The organism is Streptomyces sp. ITFR-6, assembly GCF_031844725.1.
GTDB lineage: Bacteria > Actinomycetota > Actinomycetes > Streptomycetales > Streptomycetaceae > Streptomyces.
On record NZ_CP134612.1, the window covers coordinates 5,013,685 to 5,030,980 of the forward strand.

Here is a 17,296-nt window from a genome sequence, read left to right on the forward strand (position 1 = left end):
CATGATGGGCAGAACGATCTTTATCGACCCGGGGCGCTGCATCGGCTGCCAGGCCTGTGTCTCCGCCTGCCGCGAGTGCGACTCGCACCGGGGCAAGTCGATGATCCACCTCGACTACACCGACGAGGGCCAGTCCGTCGCCTCCCTTCCCACGGTCTGTATGCACTGTGAGGACCCCGTCGCCCCCTGCGCCGAGGTGTGTCCCGCCGACGCGATCCTGGTGACCGCCGACGGGGTGGTGCAGCAGGCCGACACGACCCGCTGCATCGGCTGCGCCAACTGCGTCAACGCCTGCCCCTTCGGTGTCCCGAAGATCGACCTCCAGGCGAAGCTGCAGATGAAGTGCAACTTCTGCTACGACCGCACCGCCTACGGCCTCGCCCCCATGTGCGTCACCGTCTGCCCGACCGGAACGCTCTTCTACGGAACCGTCGAGGAGCTCCAGGCCGAGCGCCCCGGCGTCCAGGTCGCCGACACCTTCGTCTTCGGTGAGAGCGAGGTCCGTACCGGCGTGGCCATGGTCGTCCCCGCCGACCGGGTCCAGTGGCCGGTGCCCGGCGGCCTGCCCGTCGTGGAGATCAACGGGAAGGACGTCCGCCGATGAGCGTCACCGACCAGCCGCCCTCCCCGCCGCCCGCCGGGGACCCGCGCGAGGCCCTGCACGACCGGATCGCCGCGGACTCCCTCACCACCAGGCGCGACTACCTGCGGATCGTCGCCACCGTCTCCGGCGGGCTCGCCGTCGGCGGCCTCGGTGTCGCCGCCGGCATCCTCCCGCGCCACGGCGACCCCGACGACGCCAAGGCGCCCCAGCCGAAGAAGGTCAGCGCCCAGCTGCTGCCCGGGGAGTCCGTGGGCTTCCGCTACCCGGACGAGGAGGACCGGGCGGTCGCCGTCCAACTCAATGACGGGACGCTCGTCGGCTACTCCGCGATCTGCACCCATCTCGCGTGCGCCGTGCTCTGGAGGAAGGACCGGGGAGCCGAGGGCGAGCTGTACTGCCCCTGCCACGAAGGTGTCTTCGACGCCCGTACCGGCGAGGTCACCGCGGGTCCGCCGCCTCGCGGTCTGCCCAAGGTGGTGCTCACCGAGCAGGCCGACGGCAGTGTCTGGGCGGTGGGCACCGCGTACTCCGGCGAGAGCGCCGAGCACGGGCTCTGCCGCCAGCTGGGCGACGACCGCCCGGACCTCGCCTCCCGGATCGGCTGCCCCGGAGCCAAGCGGGGCGCGGAGGCTCCGGACGCGGGCGCCGACGCTACCGGGGCCGCTGACTCCGAGACCTCCGGCAGGCGGACATGAGCGACGCCCAGCAGCCCGAGCCCGGCCCGCGCTACCCGGAGTACCACCCGGGCAGCGCCCGGCCCGAACTCAACCGGCCCGTCCACGAGCGCTATCCCCAGATCCGGCCCACCAGCGGTTACGGCGACCCCCGCGTCCGCCGTACCGGACCGGGGCCGGCACCGACCAGGAGCCGGAACGCTCCTCTAAGCTCACGGCCCGGCTGACCCTTGCCATGACCGTGGTCATCGGGCAGCTCTGGGGGCTGACCGTGATCGTCGACGAATGGATGGAGGGCCACTCCGGCACCGCCTGGTGGTGGTGGTGGTGGTGGGGGCGGATTCCTGTGCCTGTCGTTCCTCGTGGTGCTCGGCCTCTGGGCGCTGGACCCGAAGGACCGCTGAGCGGGGGTACCCTCCGGAGCGGGGGCACGCTCCGGAGGGCGGCCGTATCCCGGAGGGCGACCGCATCGGGCAGGGCGGCCGTATCCCCGAGGGCGGCCGTACCCTGGAGGCATGAGTACCGCCCCCGCCCCCGGACCGCGCGATTCGAAGCCGGGCCCGCCGGACCGGCCGAAGCCGAAGCCGGCACTGGATTTCGACGATCCGCTGGACCAGCAGTCCTCGGACGATACGGACCGGGGCTGGGGTGAGCGGTCCCCCTCCGGCGGCAGCGCCGCCGACCTGGCCCGCTTCCTCGACGACAAGCCGCCCCATCACATCTGAGCCGGCTACTCCCGGCCGCCCGCCCCTGAGCCCCCGGCCCCGGGGCTGTCGCCCGTCGGGCCGCCCCGTTGCGAGACCAGCGCGTCGCGAATCTCCTTGAGCACCTCCAGCTCGCTGACCTCCAGCGTTTCCTGGACGCCCTCCTTCGCCGCCAGCATGGCCGCGCGCCTGGCGAGGTACTTCGCCATCGGCAGGACCATCAGGAAGTAGACGACGGCGGCGGTGATCAGGAAGCTGAGAGTGGCGCTGAGCACCGACCCCCACAGGATCCGGATCCCCTCGGTCGCCTCGCCCGTCGTCGGGTCCGTCGTGCAGGGGTCCTTGAGGCAGGAGCTGTAGTTCTCCAGGTCCTTGGTGCCGAACGCACCGACGAGCGGATTGATGACGCCCTTCACGATCGCGTTCACGATGTTGGTGAACGCGGCGCCGATGACGACGGCGACCGCCAGATCGATCACGTTGCCACGCATCAGGAAGGCCTTGAAGCCGTCCAGCAGATTGGCCTTCTTCTTCTCGCTCAAGGGTGAGCCGTCCTTCGTATGTACCGTAAACGGAGTGAACTCCTCCGCAACTTACGGCAGTACAAAGCGAAACAGCCCAATCAAGCTTAGTCTGAGGGTGACATGATGGCCCGTCAGTTCGAATCAACACAGAATCACCGCAAGTCCGGCTGAGGCTCCCGCGCCCGCCAGTGTGGCGGCCGTGGCTCGCGGTACGGACAGCACGACCAGTGCCCCGTTCTCCGTCGGGCCTCCGGCGGACGTCTGCGGCACCTGGGCCACTCGCGCGCTCCTCGCCAGTACCCTGGCGTCGGTCCCGGACCCCGCGGAGGCGATCACATCGACGCGGTCTCCGGGCCGCAGCAGCCGTACGGTCGCCGCGTCCGCGATCCGTACCGGCGCCGATACCAGGCGGACCGGCGGCGAAGCCCGCTCCCGCGCCGCCCCGGCCGTGCTCGCCGCGGCACCGGCCGCTTCGGCCCCCGTACCGCCGTCGCCGTCCCGGCCCCCGCCGAACCCCGAGGCGGCCAGCGCGGCAGCGGTCAGCGCCAGTCCTGCGGCCATCGCCCGCCGCCGTCGCCACGCGGCCCGCCACATCCGGTGCCCGCCGCCACCGCGCACCCGCAGCGGCGGGAACGCGGGCACCCCGCATGGCGCGGGAGCGGGCGCGCACATCGACGGAGAGCCGGACGACGGGGCGGGGGAGCGGGTGGGGACGGCAGCGGGGGCAGGGACGGGGACGCCCCGAAAGGATTCGGATGAGTCGAGTGAGCCGGGCGAACGCATGACGGACACCGCCTGAGTGAGGGAGTCGCTGAACCGGAGCCGGGCGGCACCGATGAACAGACCTCACGATCCGGCATTCACCAGATTTCCGCTGCGCCCTGTGGACAGCTCAGCGAATGTGGACAACTCCCCCACCCGGCAGAGACGTTCACCCCCGGAAAGCTCCGCAGCCGCCCTACGGCAGCTCGATCCCCGTGTCGATGCCCTCCAGCGCATGCGCGCACGGGCAGTCGCGGTCCTCCTCAGAGGGCAGCTCGGCCACCGCGTCGAAGAGGACCGAGCGCAGCCGGTCGACGTTGGACGCGAAGACCCTGAGCACTTCGGCGTGGGAGACGCCCTCGCCGGTCTCCGCGCCCGCGTCCAGGTCGGTCACCAGCGTCATCGTCGTGTAGCAGAGCCCCAGCTCACGGGCGAGCACGGCCTCCGGGTGCCCGGTCATGCCGACCACCGACCAGCCCATCGCCGCATGCCAGCGCGATTCCGCCCGGGTCGAGAAGCGCGGCCCCTCGACGACCACCAGTGTCCCGCCGTCCACCGCCTCCCAGTCCCTGCCCCGGGCCGCCGACAGCGCGGCCTTGCGCCCCTTCGGGCAGTAGGGGTCTGCGAAGCCCAGGTGCACCACGTTCGGCACCACGCCGTCCGCCCGGGTCTCCCCGTCGTAGAAGGTCTGGACGCGGGTCTTCGTACGGTCCACCAGCTGGTCCGGCACGAGCAGCGTCCCCGGCCCGTAGTCCGGCCGGAGCCCGCCGACCGCGCACGGGCCCAGCACCTGGCGCACTCCGACCGAGCGCAGCGCCCACAGATTGGCGCGGTAGTTGATGCGGTGCGGCGGCACATGATGGCCGCGGCCGTGCCGGGGGAGGAATGCGACCCGGCGGCCGCCGATCTCACCGAGGAAGACGGAGTCGCTCGGCTGTCCGTAAGGGGTGTCCACACGGACCTCGGTGACGTCCTCCAGGAAGGAGTACAGGCCCGAGCCGCCGATCACACCGATCTCTGCGTTTGCCATGCCGTCACACTATCGGGGCCGCGAACGCCGATGACCCCGCCGAGTTGGATCAGCGGGGTCACGGGTGAAACAGGTGGGGCGCCGGCTCAGGTGGCCGACGAACCGCTCGAAGAGCCCGAAGAGGAAGAGCTCGACGACGAAGAAGACGAAGAACTCGAAGCGGAGGACGTCGACGAGGACGAAGAGGCCGAGGACTTGCTGTCCGACCCCGTCGAGGACGACGATCCGGAACCGGAGGTCTTCGCGGCGGCCGGTGCGGGCGTGCTGCTCGAAGAGGAGCCGCGGCTGTCGTTCCGGTAGAAGCCGGAACCCTTGAAGACAATGCCGACCGCCGAGAACACCTTCTTCAGGCGTCCTTCGCAGCTCGGGCACACCGTCAGGGCGTCATCGGTGAACTTCTGCACCGCTTCGAGGCCCTCGCCACACTCGGTGCACTGGTACTGATAGGTCGGCACTTGTTCCTCCTGGCACTCTGACTCAATGAGTGCTAACGACGCTTCATAGTGACGTATTCCGCTGGATCAGTCCACTGTGACCGGCCCGCGGTGACCGATACCACGTGCCACGGTCCGTCCCGAAGGGCTCGGTACGAGCCTGGCACGCAGCGCCAGCAGCGTCACCAGCGCCAGTACCGTGCCCACCAGCGGCACCAGGAATCCGGTGCTCGCGCCATGGGCGTCAGCGAGCTGTCCGGCGACTGTCACGGCCGCCGCCTGCCCGAGCGCGACCGCCCCCGTCAGCCAGGTGAACGCCTCGGTCCGGGCCGATCCGGGCACCAGCGCCTCGACCAGTGTGTAGCCGCTGATCAGGGCCGGGGCGATGCAGAGACCGACCAGCAGCCCGAGCGCGGCCAGCAGGGGCACGGAGTGCACCGCCCACAGGCCGGACGCGGTCAGGGTCAGTGCCGCGTATCCGACGATCAGCCGGCGTCGGGGCCCGGTCTTCCAGGCGATGGCACCGCAGGCGATCCCGGCCAGCATGTTGCCGGCCGCGAAGATTCCGTACAGCACCCCGTTCGAGCCGGGCCTGCCGATCTCCTCCGCGAAGGCGGTCAGCGAGACCTGCATGCCGCCGAAGACCGCGCCGATCCCGAGGAAGGCGACCGCGAGCACGCGCACACCGGGCACCGACAGGGCGGAGGCGTGCCGCGCGGAGCCGGTGGGCCCCGCCTCGCGCACGGACGGCTGGGTGGCGCGCTGCGCGGCGAAGAACAGCCCGCCGATCAGCGTCAGCGCGGCTTCCGCGATCAGCCCCGCCGCCGGATGCACCCCGGTGCACAGCGCGGTGGCGATCACGGGGCCGATGACGAAGGTGAACTCGTCCGTCACCGACTCGAAGGCGGCGGCGGTCGACATCAGGGGCGAGGCCTCACGGCCGGGCGCCGCGCCGAGCACGGCCGCCCAGCGGGCGCGCACCATGGGGCCGATCTGCGGGATCGAGGCACCCGTCGGCACAGCCGCCAGGAACAGCGCCCAGATCGGCGCGTCCGCCAGCGCGAGCGCCGTCAGCGCGCCCACCGAAGCCCCGTGCACCAGGACGCCGGGCAGCAGTACCGCCCGCTGCCCGAACCGGTCCGCGAGCTTGCCGGTCTGCGGCGCGAACAGCGCCATGGAGACGCCGCTCACGGCGGCGACGGCGCCCGCGCTGCCGTAGGAGCCGGTGGTGTGCTGGACCAGCAGGACGATGCCGATGGTCAGCATGGCGAAGGGCTGCCGCGCGGCGAAGCCCGGCAGGAGGAAGGTCCACGCACCCGGAGTACGCAGCAAGTGCCCGTATCCGGGGCGGTCGGAGACCGTGGACACCACGGTCCATGCCTTTCTGCCGCCTGGTGGCCGTGCTCCTGCGGTTCCGGTCCCGCACCTGGGTGCGGACCCGGTCAGGGGCTGCCGAGAGCTGTCCTCTTCGCGCGGAACTGCGGTAGATGCCGGGCGCTCGCAGCAAAGGCGGAGGACGCCACGACCGCCATACGGTCGCGCCAGCTCTGCGTCAGGCAGAGTTGGTCGATCAAGGTCGTTGGATATCGATCGTTCGGATGCCGATCGCTTGTGGATCGCGCGTCATGACCGTACGCATACGGCCGACGGGCAGATCTCCTTCATCGTACAGGCAGGTTTCCAGGTGCACCTGCGATTGTGCGCCAATCACCCTCCGTAACCTGTGAACGCGGGTGCTCCCTCACTGATGGGCCTTCGCGTCACGGTCCTTGGTGTCACGGTGCTTCGGGTCGTGGCCCTTGGCGTCGTGGCCCTTGGCATCGGGGTCCTTCGTCTCCCGGGCCTTCGCTTCGCGGGCCTTCGCCTCGCGGGTCTTCATCTCCCGGGGTGGTGTCTCGTGGGCCTTCGTCTCGTCCGGCGTCCGGCCCAGCTTCTTCACCGCCTTGAGCGCGTTGGAGACATGCGGCCCGGTGAAGGGCTGCTCCGTGCCGGGGCTCCCCTCGGTACCCAGCCAGCCCGCCAGCTTGCCGCCCTCGCCGACCGCGCGCAGCCGCGCCTCTGTCGCGTCGCGCACCGGGTCGGTCGTGACCACCAGCAGCTCGTCGCCGCGCCGCAGCACCGTCGGCGGGGTGGGTACGAAGCTCTTCTCGTCCCGTACGACGAGGGTGACCGCGGCCCCCGAGGGCAGTCGCAGCTCACCGACCTCGACGCCGTGCATCTTCGACTTGGCGGGGATGGCCACCGACAGCAGATGTCCGCGCAGCCGTTCCAGCGGCGCCGACTCGATGCCCAGGTCGGCGGTCTCCGACGGGTCCTCCGCGATCTTGAGGGCCTTCGCGAGCCAGGGCAGCGTCGGGCCCTGGATGAGGGTGTAGACCATGACGAGCACGAAGACGATGTTGAAGACCCGGGTGGAACCCTCGATGCCGGACACCATCGGAATGGTCGCCAGGATGATGGGCACGGCGCCGCGCAGCCCCGCCCAGGACATCAGGGCCTTCTCCTGCCACGGCAATCGGAACGGGGCCAGCGAGAGGAAGACCTCCAGCGGCCGGGCCACCACGGTGAGCACCAGGCCCACGACGACGGCGGGCCAGAAGTCGTCGAGCAGATCGTGCGGGGTGACCAGCAGGCCGAGCAGGACGAACATGCCGATCTGGGCCAGCCAGCCGAGCCCGTCCGCGAATCCGCGGGTGGCGGGCCAGTGCGGCAGCTTGGCGTTGCCGAGGATCATCGCCGCGAGGTAGACGGCGAGGAAGCCACTGCCGTGGACCATGGCGCCCGCCGCGTACGCGGTCACCGCGATCGCCATCACGGCGATCGGGTAGAGGCCGGAGGCCGGCAGCGCCACGTGCCGCAGCCCGAACGAGCCCAGCCAGCCCACCGCGATGCCGATCGCCGCACCGATCGCCAGCTCCAGCGCTATCTCGCCGACCAGCACGTACCAGTGGTCCACCGGACCGACGGCAGAGAAGGCCACCACCAGGATCACCACGGGGGCGTCGTTGAAGCCGGATTCGGCCTCCAGGACGCCGGTGATCCGGGACGGCAACGGCACCTTGCGCAGGACGGAGAAGACCGCCGCGGCGTCCGTGGAGGAGACGACCGCGCCGATGATCAGCGCCTGCCGCCACTCCAGACCGACCAGGTAGTGCGCCCCGGCGGCGGTCACGCCCACGCTCACCGCGACGCCGACGGTGGAGAGCATCGCGGCCGCGGGCAACGCCGGCCTGACCTCTTTCCACTTCGTGCCGAGGCCGCCCTCGGCGAGGATCACGACCAGGGCCGCGTACCCGATGACCTGCGTAAGTTCCGCGTTGTCGAACTTGACGTCGAAGAGCCCGTCCTGCCCCATGACGACCCCGATGCCGAGGTACAGGAGCAGGCTCGGGAGCCCGCTGCGCGACGAGATCCGGACCGCCGCCACCGCGACGAGCAGGACAAGTGAGCAGACGAGCAGGAGTTCGTTGAGCGCGTGGACAGTCAGTGGCCGGTCCTTCCCTGCGAGCGCCTGCCGGATCGTGTTCCGGCGGCCGGTACTTCGTTACCTTACCTAATCTTTAACGTTTTCTTGATGCGTTCGAGTACTCGTGCGATCACTACGCAATTCGAACCATCCCGATACCGCGTCAGAGGGGCTCCGGCGCTGCGCCTATGGTTGCTCCTGCACTCCCAGGACCACCCTGCCCCTCGAAGGACAGCGATGCCCGCCAACACAACCGCCTCTTCCGGCTCCACCGGTTCCGCCGGTGGCGGGTCGCGCAAGAAGAAGGGGCGACGCGCCCGCAGAATCGTGATCGTCCTGGTGCTGGCGCTTGTCGCGGGTATCGGATACGGCACGTACTGGTCCGTATCGACCGTGCGGGCCTCGTACCCGCAGACCAACGGGAGCGCCCAGCTCGCCGGACTCGACAGCAACGTCGAGGTCAAGCGCGACAGCTACGGCATTCCGCAGATCTACGCGGACTCCGACTCCGACCTGTTCCGCGCCCAGGGATTCGTCCAGGCGCAGGACCGCTTCTGGGAGATGGACGTCCGCCGTCACATGACGGCCGGCCGGCTGTCCGAGATGTTCGGGTCCGGCCAGGTCGAGACGGACTCCTTCCTGCGCACCCTGGGCTGGCGCAAGGTCGCCCAGGAGGAGTACGACCACGTCCTGTCCGCGGAGACCAAGAAGAACCTCCAGTCGTACGCGGACGGCGTGAACGCCTACCTCAAGGGCCGCGACGGCAAGGACATCTCCGTCGAGTACGCGGCGCTGGGCCTCACCAACGACTACAAGCCGGTGAAGTGGACCCCGGTCGACTCCGTCGCCTGGCTGAAGGCCATGGCCTGGGACCTGCGCGGCAACATGCAGGACGAGATCGACCGTTCGCTGATGACCAGCAGGCTCGACGCGAAGCAGATCGAGGACCTGTACCCGCCCTACCCGTACGACAAGCACAAGCCGATCGTCTCCGAGGGCGGGATCTCCACGCTCACCGGGAAGTACGACCCGCAGGCGGCACCGTCCGACGGAGTCGGCTCCTCGACCGTGCAGGGCGCCACGGAGGGTCTCACCACCCAGCTCGGCGCGCTCTCCGACACCCTCGACGAGATCCCCTCGCTGCTGGGCCCGAACGGCACCGGCATCGGCTCGAACTCCTGGGTGGTCTCGGGCAAGTACACGACGACGAACAAGCCGCTGCTCGCCAACGACCCGCACCTGGCGCCGCAGCTGCCCTCGCTCTGGTACCAGATGGGGCTGCACTGCCGCAGCGTCTCCGCCACCTGCAAGTACGACACCGCCGGCTACACGTTCTCCGGCATGCCGGGCGTGATCATCGGCCACAACCAGGACGTCGCCTGGGGCTTCACCAACCTGGGCGCCGACGTCACCGACCTCTTCCTGGAGAAGGTCTCGGCGGACGGCTACCAGTACGACGGCAAGGTGAAGCCCTTCACCACCCGCGAGGAGACCATCAAGGTCGCCGGCGGCAAGGACCGGCACATCACCGTCCGTGAGACCAACAACGGTCCGCTGGTCTCCGACCGCAACAGCGAGCTGGAGAAGGTCGGCCAGAAGGCGCCCGTGACCAACGCGGCCCCGGACCGTGCGGACGGCTACGGGGTGGCGCTGAAGTGGACCGCGCTGGAGCCCGGCAAGTCCATGGACGCGGTCTTCGAGCTGAACCGCGCCAAGGACTTCACGTCCTTCCGCGCGGCGGCAGAGCACTTCGAGGTCCCCTCGCAGAACCTGATCTACGCCGACACCAAGGGCCACATCGGCTACCAGGCCCCCGGCAAGATCCCGGTCCGCAAGTCCGGCGACGGCACGATGCCCAGCCCCGGCTGGTCCTCGGCCTACGGCTGGAAGAAGGACCCGATCCCGTTCGACGAGCTGCCGTATGAGTACGACCCGAAGCGCGGGTACATCGTCACCGCCAACCAGGCGGTCGTCGACGAGACCAAGTACCCGTACATGCTCACCAAGGACTGGGGCTACGGCACCCGCAGCCAGCGGATCAACGACCTCATCGAGTCGAAGATCAAGGGCGGCGGGAAGATCTCGACCGACGACATGCAGAAGATGCAGATGGACAACACCAGCGAGATCGCCGCGCTGCTGGTGCCCGAACTGATGAAGATCAACATCTCGGACAAGGACGTCCGGGAGGCGCAGAAGCTGCTGGAGGGCTGGGACTACACCCAGGAGTCCGACTCGGCCGCGGCCGCGTACTTCAACGCGGTCTGGCGCAACATCCTCAAGCTGGCCTTCGGCGACAAGCTGCCCAAGGAGATGCGCGTCAAGGGCGAGTGCCTGAACGTGCCGCCGGCCAAGAGCTCGGGCCCGGTCGACGAGCAGGACAGGCTGGTACGCGAATGCGGCCGGCGCGCCCCCGACTCGGCGCAGCCGGACGGCGGTGACCGCTGGTACCAGGTCGTCGAGAACCTCATGGACAAGCCGGACAGCGACTGGTGGAAGACGCCGGCGAACCGCAAGGACAAGGCGACCGGCAACCGCGAGGAGCTCTTCGCCCGCGCCATGAAGGACGCGCGCTGGGAGCTGACCGCCAAGCTCGGCAAGGACATCACCACCTGGAACTGGGGCCGGCTGCACCAGCTGACCCTCAAGAACCAGACCCTCGGTACGGAGGGCCCCGGACTGCTCCAGCGGGTGCTCAACCGGGGCCCGTGGAACCTCGGCGGCGGCGAGGCCGCGGTGGACGCCACCGGCTGGAACGCGGCGGGCGGCTACGAGGTCGTCTGGGTGCCGTCGATGCGGATGGTCGTCAACGTGGGGGACTGGGACAAGTCCCGCTGGATCAACCTCACCGGCGCCTCCGGGCACGCGTTCAGCGCGCACTACACCGACCAGACCGACAAGTGGGTCAACGGCGAGCTGCTCGACTGGTCCTACGGGACGAACGCGGTGGCCGGCTCGACGACGGACACGCTGACCCTCAAGCCGTAGGGGCTCATGGGTCCCTGGGGCTCTCGGCGGAGGGCGGGGCCGCCGCGCCTCAGCCGTCGCTGAAGCGCCGCGATCCCGCCGGTGTCACCACCGCGTCCACGGGGTGGTCGTGCGGTTCCTCCGGGACCCGCGCGGCCACCTCGTCGTCGTACAGCAGGACGATCAGCGCCGGGTGCGCCCCGGCCGCCGAGAGCCGGGCCAGCACCCGGTCGTAGCTGCCGCCGCCCCGGCCGAGCCGCATCCCGCGCCCGTCCACCGCGAGGCCCGGCAGCAGCACCGCGTCCGCGTCCAGTACGGCGTCGGGGCCGAGGCGCTCGCCGCCCGGCTCCAGCAGTCCGCGGCCGGCCTTCGTGAGGCTCCCGGCGCCCTCGTACTCCGCCCAGTCCAGGTCGTTGTCCGGCAGGAGCACCGGCAGCAGCACCCGGACGCCCCGTGCGCGCAGCGCGTCCAGCAGGGCGCGGGTGCCCGGTTCACGGCCCACGGAGACGTACGCGGCGACGGTACGGGCCCCGGAGAGCTCGGGGAGCGCGAGCGCGCGACGGGCCAGAACCGCGGCGGCCCGTTCGGCGTCCTCATCGGTCAGGAGGCGTCGTGCGGCGAGCAGTTCGCGCCGCAACAGGGCCTTTGCGGACATGTCGGTGTTCAACGGGGCACCCAGAGACCTCTCGTACTGGCGTATATGAGTGCAAAGTTAACCGGAGGATCATCTTCCGCCCATGTGCGCCGGTTAGGGTTCAGCGCATGACTCAGTCGAACCCCAGGATCAGCAAGGCTGTCATTCCGGCGGCGGGCCTCGGCACCCGCTTCCTGCCGGCCACCAAAGCCACTCCCAAAGAGATGCTGCCTGTCGTCGACAAGCCTGCCATCCAGTACGTCGTCGAGGAGGCGGTGGCGGCCGGCCTCTCCGACGTACTGATGATCACCGGTCGCAACAAGCGTCCCCTGGAGGACCACTTCGACCGCAACTACGAACTGGAATCCGCGCTCACCCGCAAGGGCGACGCCGAGCGGCTGCGCAGGGTCCAGGAGTCGAGCGACCTCGCCACCATGCACTACGTCCGCCAGGGCGACCCGCGCGGCCTCGGCCACGCGGTGCTGTGCGCGGCACCGCACGTCGGTGACCAGCCCTTCGCGGTGCTCCTCGGCGACGACCTGATCGACCCGCGCGATCCGCTGCTGGCCCGCATGGTGGAGATCCAGGAGCGCGAGGGCGGCAGCGTCGTCGCACTCATGGAGGTACCGCCCGAGCTGATCCACCAGTACGGCTGCGCGGCCGTCGAGCCCACCGCCGAGGATGATGTGATGCGGATCACCGGCCTGGTCGAGAAACCGGAACCGGCCGACGCGCCCAGCAACCTCGCCATCATCGGCCGCTATGTCCTGGACCCCGCCGTCTTCGGGATACTGCGCCGGACCGAGCCGGGCCGGGGTGACGAGATCCAGCTGACCGACGCCCTGCAACTGCTGGCGAAGGACGAGAAGACCGGCGGCCCGGTGCACGGGGTCGTCTTCAAGGGCCGCCGCTATGACACCGGCGACCGGAGCGACTACCTCCGTGCCATTGTCAGACTCGCGTGCGAACGTGAAGACCTGGGCCCGGAGTTCCGGACCTGGCTCCGCAGTTACGTCACCGAGGAGATGTAAGACCTTGAGCAGCACGATCTGGTCGGTGGACGAGCACCTGGAAGACATCCTCGCCGCCGTGAAGCCGCTCGAACCCATCGAGCTGCAACTGCCCGACGCGCAGGGCTGCGTCCTGGTCGAGGACGTCGTGGTGGAGATCGCCCTGCCGCCCTTCGACAACAGCTCGATGGACGGTTACGCGGTCCGCGTCTCCGATGTGGAGGGCGCCACAGAGGAGTTCCCCGCGGTGCTCACCGTCATCGGTGACGTCGCGGCGGGCGCCGCCGGGCTCCTCGGCGACCAGCGGGTGGGCCCGGGGGAGGCCGCCCGCATCATGACCGGCGCCCCGCTGCCGGCCGGGGCGGAGGCCGTGATCCCGGTCGAGTGGACCGACGGCGGTACGGGCGAGGGCCCCGCCACGTCGATGCGCTCCCACAGCGACGTCCCGGAGGGCGCGCGCGGCGAGGTCAGGGTGCACCGCCCGGTCGAGGCCCGTGCCCACGTCAGGGACCGGGGCAGCGATGTCCGGCCGGGCGATCTGGCTCTGCGCGCCGGTTCGGTGGTCGGCCCCCCGCAGATCGGGCTGCTCGCGGCGATCGGCCGCTCGACGGTGAAGGTGCGGCCCCGGCCGCGCGTCGTCGTCATCTCGACCGGCAGCGAACTCATCCAGCCCGGCGAGGAGCTGACCGGCGGCCAGATCTACGACTCGAACAGCTTCGCGCTGACGGCCGCCGCGCGCGACGCCGGGGCGATCGCCTACCGGGTCGGCGCCGTCACCGACGACGCCCAGACGCTGCGCGCCACGATCGAGGACCAGCTGATCCGCGCCGACATCGTCGTCACCACGGGGGGCGTCAGCGTCGGCGCGTACGACGTGGTCAAGGAGGCGCTGTCCTCGGTGGGCGACGAGGACGAGCCGGGCAGCGGCATCGACTTCCGCAAGTTGGCCATGCAGCCCGGCAAGCCGCAGGGCTTCGGCTCCATCGGCCCGGACCACACCCCGCTGCTGGCGCTGCCGGGCAACCCGGTCTCCAGCTACGTCTCGTTCGAGCTCTTCGTACGGCCCGCGATCCGGACGCTGATGGGCCTGCCGGACGTCAACCGCCCCACCGCCAGGGCCACCCTGGTCTGTGACAAGGCGCTGTCCTCGCCCGACGGCAGGCGGCAGTTCCTGCGCGGCACCTACGACGCGGAGGCGGGCACCGTCACGCCCGTGGGCGGTTCCGGATCGCATCTGATCGCCGCTCTCGCCCAGGCCGACGCGCTGATCGTGCTGCCGGAGGACGTCACCTCCGCCGAGCCCGGCACCGACACCGAGGTGATCCTGATCCGCTGACCGGCGCCCGGTGGCGGTACGGTATCTGCCGCTGTGCCTTCCGGGGGACATCCCCCGGACCCCGGGCCCGCACCCCGGTGCGGCTCAGGGGCAACCGGCGCCCTACCGCTAGGCGGAGTTAGTTGAGTACGCAGAACAGGCTGACACATATCGACGAGGCGGGCGCGGCCCGCATGGTCGACGTCTCCGAGAAGGACGTCACCGCGCGCGTCGCCCGTGCCAGCGGCCGGGTGCTCGTCTCGCCGCGTGTCATCGAACTGCTCCGGGGCGAAGGGGTCCCCAAGGGCGACGCGCTCGCCACCGCGCGCATCGCCGGGATCATGGGGGCCAAGCGCACCCCGGAGCTGATCCCCCTCTGTCACCCGCTGGCCGTCTCCGGTGTCACGGTCGACCTGAGCGTGGCCGACGACGCGGTGGAGATCCTCGCGACCGTGAAGACCACGGACCGCACGGGCGTCGAGATGGAGGCCCTGACCGCGGTCTCTGTCGCCGCGCTCACCGTCGTCGACATGATCAAGGCGGTCGACAAGGCCGCGGTCATCACCGACATCCGGGTCGAGGCGAAGTCGGGCGGCATGTCCGGCGACTACCGGCGCACCGCACCCGCCGGGGCGGACGCGTGAACGCCCCGGTGAGGGATTCCACCGGCTATCGCGCCCTCGTGGTGACCGCGTCCAACCGCGCCGCCGCCGGGGTCTACGCGGACAAGGGCGGCCCGCTGATCGCCGAGGCGCTGACCGGGCTCGGCTTCACCGTCGACGGGCCGCGCGTCGTCCCGGACGGAGACCCGGTCGAACAGGCGCTGCGGGACGGGGTGGCCGCCGCGTACGACGTCATCGTCACCACCGGCGGCACCGGCATCTCGCCCACCGACCGCACTCCCGAGGTCACCCGCGCCGTGCTGGACCACGAGGTGCCCGGTATCCCCGAGGCGATCCGTGCCGAGGGCCGGGACAAGGTCCGCACGGCCGCGCTCTCGCGCGGACTGGCGGGTGTGGCCGGCCGCACGCTCGTCGTCAACCTGCCCGGCTCCACCGGCGGGGTGCGCGACGGGCTCGCCGTCCTGAGCCGAATCCTGGTGCACGCCGTCGACCAGCTCCGCGGCGGCGATCACCCCCGACCCGGGAGCCCGAGCTGAACGTCCCGACCTGGCCGGTGACCCTGGTGGACGGTGATGTCACCCTCCGGCCGATAAAGCTCCGCGACCAGACCATGTGGCGCGAGGTCAACCGGCGCAACCGGGACTGGCTGCGCCCCTGGGAGGCGACCGTGCCGCCGCCCGCCCCCGGCGGCCCGGTGGCCCAGCGCCCCACCTACCGGCAGATGATCCGCCATCTGCGGTCCGAGGCCCACGCCGGGCGGATGCTGCCGTTCGCCATCGAGTATCAGGGCCGGCTGGTCGGCCAGCTGACCGTCGCCGGGATCACCTGGGGCTCGATGTGCTCGGGCCATGTCGGCTACTGGGTCGACCGGGAGGTGGCGGGGCGCGGAGTGATGCCGACGGCGGTCGCCCTCGCCGTCGACCACTGTTTCCGGGTGGTCGGACTGCACCGGATCGAGGTGTGCATTCGCCCGGAGAACGCGCCCAGCCGGCGGGTGGTCGCGAAACTGGGATTCCGCGAGGAAGGGATCCGGCCGCGCTATCTGCACATCGACGGCGCCTGGCGGGACCATCTGATCTACGCGCTCACCGCGGAGGAGGTGCCCGACGGGCTGCTCCGGAGGTGGCAGCAGGCCGGACCGGACCAGCCTAAACATCACACTAAATGAAATATGTGTTCGAAATTGATCGCTGTTTGACCGCTACCGGGCGGACAAACACCGACTGTTGATCCGAACAATCACAAAAAAAGTCCTTGATATCAGCAGGATCGTGCGACACACCGCGCCAATTGGCCGATGCCTCCATGCAAACCCCTCTACGGTGTGAGATGTGAGCAGCAGTGGCCTCATCTATGCAGTCATCGTCGGGGCCTGGGCCGCCTACTTGGTGCCGATGTGGCTCCGCAGGCAGGACGAGCTCAACGAAGCCCGTCCGACGGAACGCTTCAGCACCGCCATCCGGCTGCTGTCCGGACGGGCGGCGATGGAGCGCCGGTATGCCAAGGGGTTGCAGGAGCGCACCGACGGTGAGGCGGCGCCCGACGCCGAACCGGACGCGGACACGGACCGAATGGATTCCGTCGACGTCCGGAACTTTTCCGCGCCCCCGGCGCACACCGAGGCCCGGGTCCATGACCCGGCCCGTACGCCGGAGCGCGCCCCGAAGGAGCGGCAGGGCCGGGACCGCCCGGCAGCCCCGACCGGCCCCGACCCCGTATCCGCACCCGCCCGGCGCGCCCGCCCGCGCCCCGGTGGCATCGACGCCGAACGAGCCCGGCGCGCGCAGCGCACCCAGGTACTCGCACGCCGTCGGCGTACCACCGTCGTCCTCTTCCTCGGCTTCACGCTCGGCGCGGTCGTCGCGGCGGTCGGCGGCCTCGGCTTCCTCTGGGCCCCCGCGGTCCCCGCGGTGCTGCTGAGCACGTACATCGTGCATCTGCGTGCCCAGGAGCGGCGCAGGTTCGCCTTCACCATGGACCGGCGACGGGCCGAGGTGGCGGCGCAGCACCTGCGCGAGAACCGTCCGCGCAGGCACCAGCCCGCCACGACGGCCACCGCGGAGTCCGACGAGGACCCCGAAGCGCGCCACCCGGCCCCCGAGCCCACCCCCACGGTCTCCCCGCAGGAGGCCGGCCGCCGCGCCCTGGTCGAGCAGACGGACCACGCGGAGTGGGTGGACCAGCAGCGCGAACGCGGCCGGGTCCAGGGCGACAGCTGGGAGCCGGTCCCGGTCCCGCTGCCGACCTACGTCACCGCCCCGGTCGCCCCGCGCGCCACGGGCGGCGTCGAGGTCGGCAACCCGGAGACCTGGAGCGCGGCCCGCTCCAGCACCGCGGAACCCGCCCAGCCCGCCACCCCGCGCCCCTCGGCACCCCCTGTGGACCCCGCACCGCGCCAGCGCACCGGCCAGTCCCGCCGCTCCCGCGACCGGGGCCGGACGCCTCTTTTCGACCAGTACGACGTGGACGACCGCCCGCGCGCGGCCAACGAGTGAGGCGTCCGCCGCGCGCCGCGACGCCGACTCGGCTGACCAGCGCCTGCCGGATTT

17 protein-coding genes and 1 pseudogene are annotated in these 17,296 nt (G+C 70.8%); 11 read left to right on the forward strand and 7 right to left on the reverse strand.

All coding sequences use genetic code 11. From position 1 onward, the window contains the following. Window position 1: 1 nt before the first annotated feature. From RLT59_RS22820 to RLT59_RS22835, 4 genes and pseudogenes are all read left to right on the forward strand, one after another. Window positions 2-604, forward strand: coding sequence for a 4Fe-4S dicluster domain-containing protein (locus tag RLT59_RS22820; protein WP_311305105.1), 603 nt, complete (start codon window positions 2-4; stop codon window positions 602-604). Next, entirely contained in the window at window positions 601-1,299 is a 699-nt protein-coding gene (locus RLT59_RS22825) for a Rieske (2Fe-2S) protein (protein WP_311305106.1), read from the forward strand. The genes RLT59_RS22820 and RLT59_RS22825 overlap by 4 nt, the downstream gene beginning before the upstream one ends. Next, window positions 1,296-1,682, forward strand: a pseudogene (locus RLT59_RS22830) (hypothetical protein). The gene RLT59_RS22825 and the pseudogene RLT59_RS22830 overlap by 4 nt, the downstream one beginning before the upstream one ends. A gap of 111 nt (window positions 1,683-1,793) precedes the next feature. Beyond that, window positions 1,794-2,003, forward strand: a complete 210-nt coding sequence (locus RLT59_RS22835; RefSeq protein WP_311305107.1) for a hypothetical protein — start codon at window positions 1,794-1,796, stop codon at window positions 2,001-2,003. Window positions 2,004-2,008: 5 nt separating this feature from the next. Here RLT59_RS22835 and mscL read toward each other — a convergent pair whose 3' ends face one another. From mscL to RLT59_RS22865, 6 genes are all read right to left on the reverse strand, one after another. Continuing rightward, a complete protein-coding gene (gene mscL / locus RLT59_RS22840; protein WP_311305108.1) occupies window positions 2,009-2,524 on the reverse strand; it encodes a large conductance mechanosensitive channel protein MscL in 516 nt (171 codons plus the stop codon). Window positions 2,525-2,647: 123 nt separating this feature from the next. Beyond that, window positions 2,648-3,067, reverse strand: a complete 420-nt coding sequence (locus RLT59_RS22845; protein ID WP_399125915.1) for a hypothetical protein — start codon at window positions 3,065-3,067, stop codon at window positions 2,648-2,650. Between the two features lie 397 nt (window positions 3,068-3,464). Next, window positions 3,465-4,298: an S-methyl-5'-thioadenosine phosphorylase gene (locus tag RLT59_RS22850; RefSeq protein WP_311305110.1), complete on the reverse strand. Its 834-nt coding sequence runs from the start codon at window positions 4,296-4,298 to the stop codon at window positions 3,465-3,467. 86 nt (window positions 4,299-4,384) lie between these two features. Further along, window positions 4,385-4,753 carry an FmdB family zinc ribbon protein gene (locus RLT59_RS22855; RefSeq protein WP_311305111.1) on the reverse strand — a complete coding sequence of 123 codons (369 nt, stop codon included), beginning with the start codon at window positions 4,751-4,753 and terminating at the stop codon, window positions 4,385-4,387. A 66-nt stretch (window positions 4,754-4,819) separates the two neighbouring features. After that, window positions 4,820-6,103, reverse strand: a complete 1,284-nt coding sequence (locus RLT59_RS22860; protein WP_311305112.1) for an MFS transporter — start codon at window positions 6,101-6,103, stop codon at window positions 4,820-4,822. Window positions 6,104-6,473: 370 nt separating this feature from the next. Then, window positions 6,474-8,159, reverse strand: coding sequence for a potassium/proton antiporter (locus RLT59_RS22865; protein WP_311305113.1), 1,686 nt, complete (start codon window positions 8,157-8,159; stop codon window positions 6,474-6,476). Between the two features lie 276 nt (window positions 8,160-8,435). Between RLT59_RS22865 and RLT59_RS22870 the strand changes: the two genes are divergently transcribed. Continuing rightward, window positions 8,436-11,186, forward strand: coding sequence for a penicillin acylase family protein (locus tag RLT59_RS22870; protein ID WP_311305114.1), 2,751 nt, complete (start codon window positions 8,436-8,438; stop codon window positions 11,184-11,186). Between the two features lie 49 nt (window positions 11,187-11,235). Here the strand turns inward: RLT59_RS22870 and RLT59_RS22875 are convergent, their stop codons facing one another. Next, window positions 11,236-11,820 (reverse strand): 5-formyltetrahydrofolate cyclo-ligase, encoded by a 585-nt coding sequence (locus tag RLT59_RS22875; protein ID WP_311305115.1) that lies wholly within the window; start codon window positions 11,818-11,820, stop codon window positions 11,236-11,238. A gap of 107 nt (window positions 11,821-11,927) precedes the next feature. Here RLT59_RS22875 and galU point away from each other — a divergent pair, with 107 nt between their 5' ends. The 6 genes from galU to glpR all read left to right on the forward strand — a co-directional run bounded on the left by galU (window position 11,928) and on the right by glpR (window position 17,242). Then, window positions 11,928-12,830 (forward strand): UTP--glucose-1-phosphate uridylyltransferase GalU, encoded by a 903-nt coding sequence (gene galU, locus RLT59_RS22880; protein ID WP_311305116.1) that lies wholly within the window; start codon window positions 11,928-11,930, stop codon window positions 12,828-12,830. 4 nt (window positions 12,831-12,834) lie between these two features. After that, window positions 12,835-14,145 carry a molybdotransferase-like divisome protein Glp gene (gene glp, locus RLT59_RS22885; RefSeq protein WP_311305117.1) on the forward strand — a complete coding sequence of 437 codons (1,311 nt, stop codon included), beginning with the start codon at window positions 12,835-12,837 and terminating at the stop codon, window positions 14,143-14,145. A gap of 122 nt (window positions 14,146-14,267) precedes the next feature. Continuing rightward, window positions 14,268-14,768, forward strand: a complete 501-nt coding sequence (gene moaC / locus RLT59_RS22890; protein ID WP_311305118.1) for a cyclic pyranopterin monophosphate synthase MoaC — start codon at window positions 14,268-14,270, stop codon at window positions 14,766-14,768. Next, window positions 14,765-15,283 (forward strand): MogA/MoaB family molybdenum cofactor biosynthesis protein, encoded by a 519-nt coding sequence (locus RLT59_RS22895; RefSeq protein ID WP_311305119.1) that lies wholly within the window; start codon window positions 14,765-14,767, stop codon window positions 15,281-15,283. Before moaC ends, RLT59_RS22895 begins: the two co-directional genes overlap by 4 nt. A 17-nt stretch (window positions 15,284-15,300) precedes the next feature. Next, the gene (locus RLT59_RS22900) at window positions 15,301-15,915 is read left to right on the forward strand and encodes a GNAT family N-acetyltransferase (protein ID WP_311305120.1); all 615 of its coding nucleotides are present in this window, start codon (window positions 15,301-15,303) and stop codon (window positions 15,913-15,915) included. Between the two features lie 163 nt (window positions 15,916-16,078). Further along, window positions 16,079-17,242 carry a divisome protein SepX/GlpR gene (gene glpR / locus RLT59_RS22905; protein WP_311305121.1) on the forward strand — a complete coding sequence of 388 codons (1,164 nt, stop codon included), beginning with the start codon at window positions 16,079-16,081 and terminating at the stop codon, window positions 17,240-17,242. Window positions 17,243-17,296 lie beyond the last annotated feature (54 nt).

Coding starts and splice junctions, on each gene's coding strand:
- RLT59_RS22820 (WP_311305105.1), top strand. CDS start 2: ATGATGGGCAGAACGATCTTTATCGACCCGGGGCGCTGCATCGGCTGC.
- RLT59_RS22825 (WP_311305106.1), top strand. CDS start 601: ATGAGCGTCACCGACCAGCCGCCCTCCCCGCCGCCCGCCGGGGACCCG.
- RLT59_RS22835 (WP_311305107.1), top strand. CDS start 1,794: ATGAGTACCGCCCCCGCCCCCGGACCGCGCGATTCGAAGCCGGGCCCG.
- RLT59_RS22845 (WP_399125915.1), bottom strand. CDS start 3,067: ATGGCCGCAGGACTGGCGCTGACCGCTGCCGCGCTGGCCGCCTCGGGG.
- RLT59_RS22850 (WP_311305110.1), bottom strand. CDS start 4,298: ATGGCAAACGCAGAGATCGGTGTGATCGGCGGCTCGGGCCTGTACTCC.
- RLT59_RS22870 (WP_311305114.1), top strand. CDS start 8,436: ATGCCCGCCAACACAACCGCCTCTTCCGGCTCCACCGGTTCCGCCGGT.
- RLT59_RS22875 (WP_311305115.1), bottom strand. CDS start 11,820: ATGTCCGCAAAGGCCCTGTTGCGGCGCGAACTGCTCGCCGCACGACGC.
- galU (WP_311305116.1), top strand. CDS start 11,928: ATGACTCAGTCGAACCCCAGGATCAGCAAGGCTGTCATTCCGGCGGCG.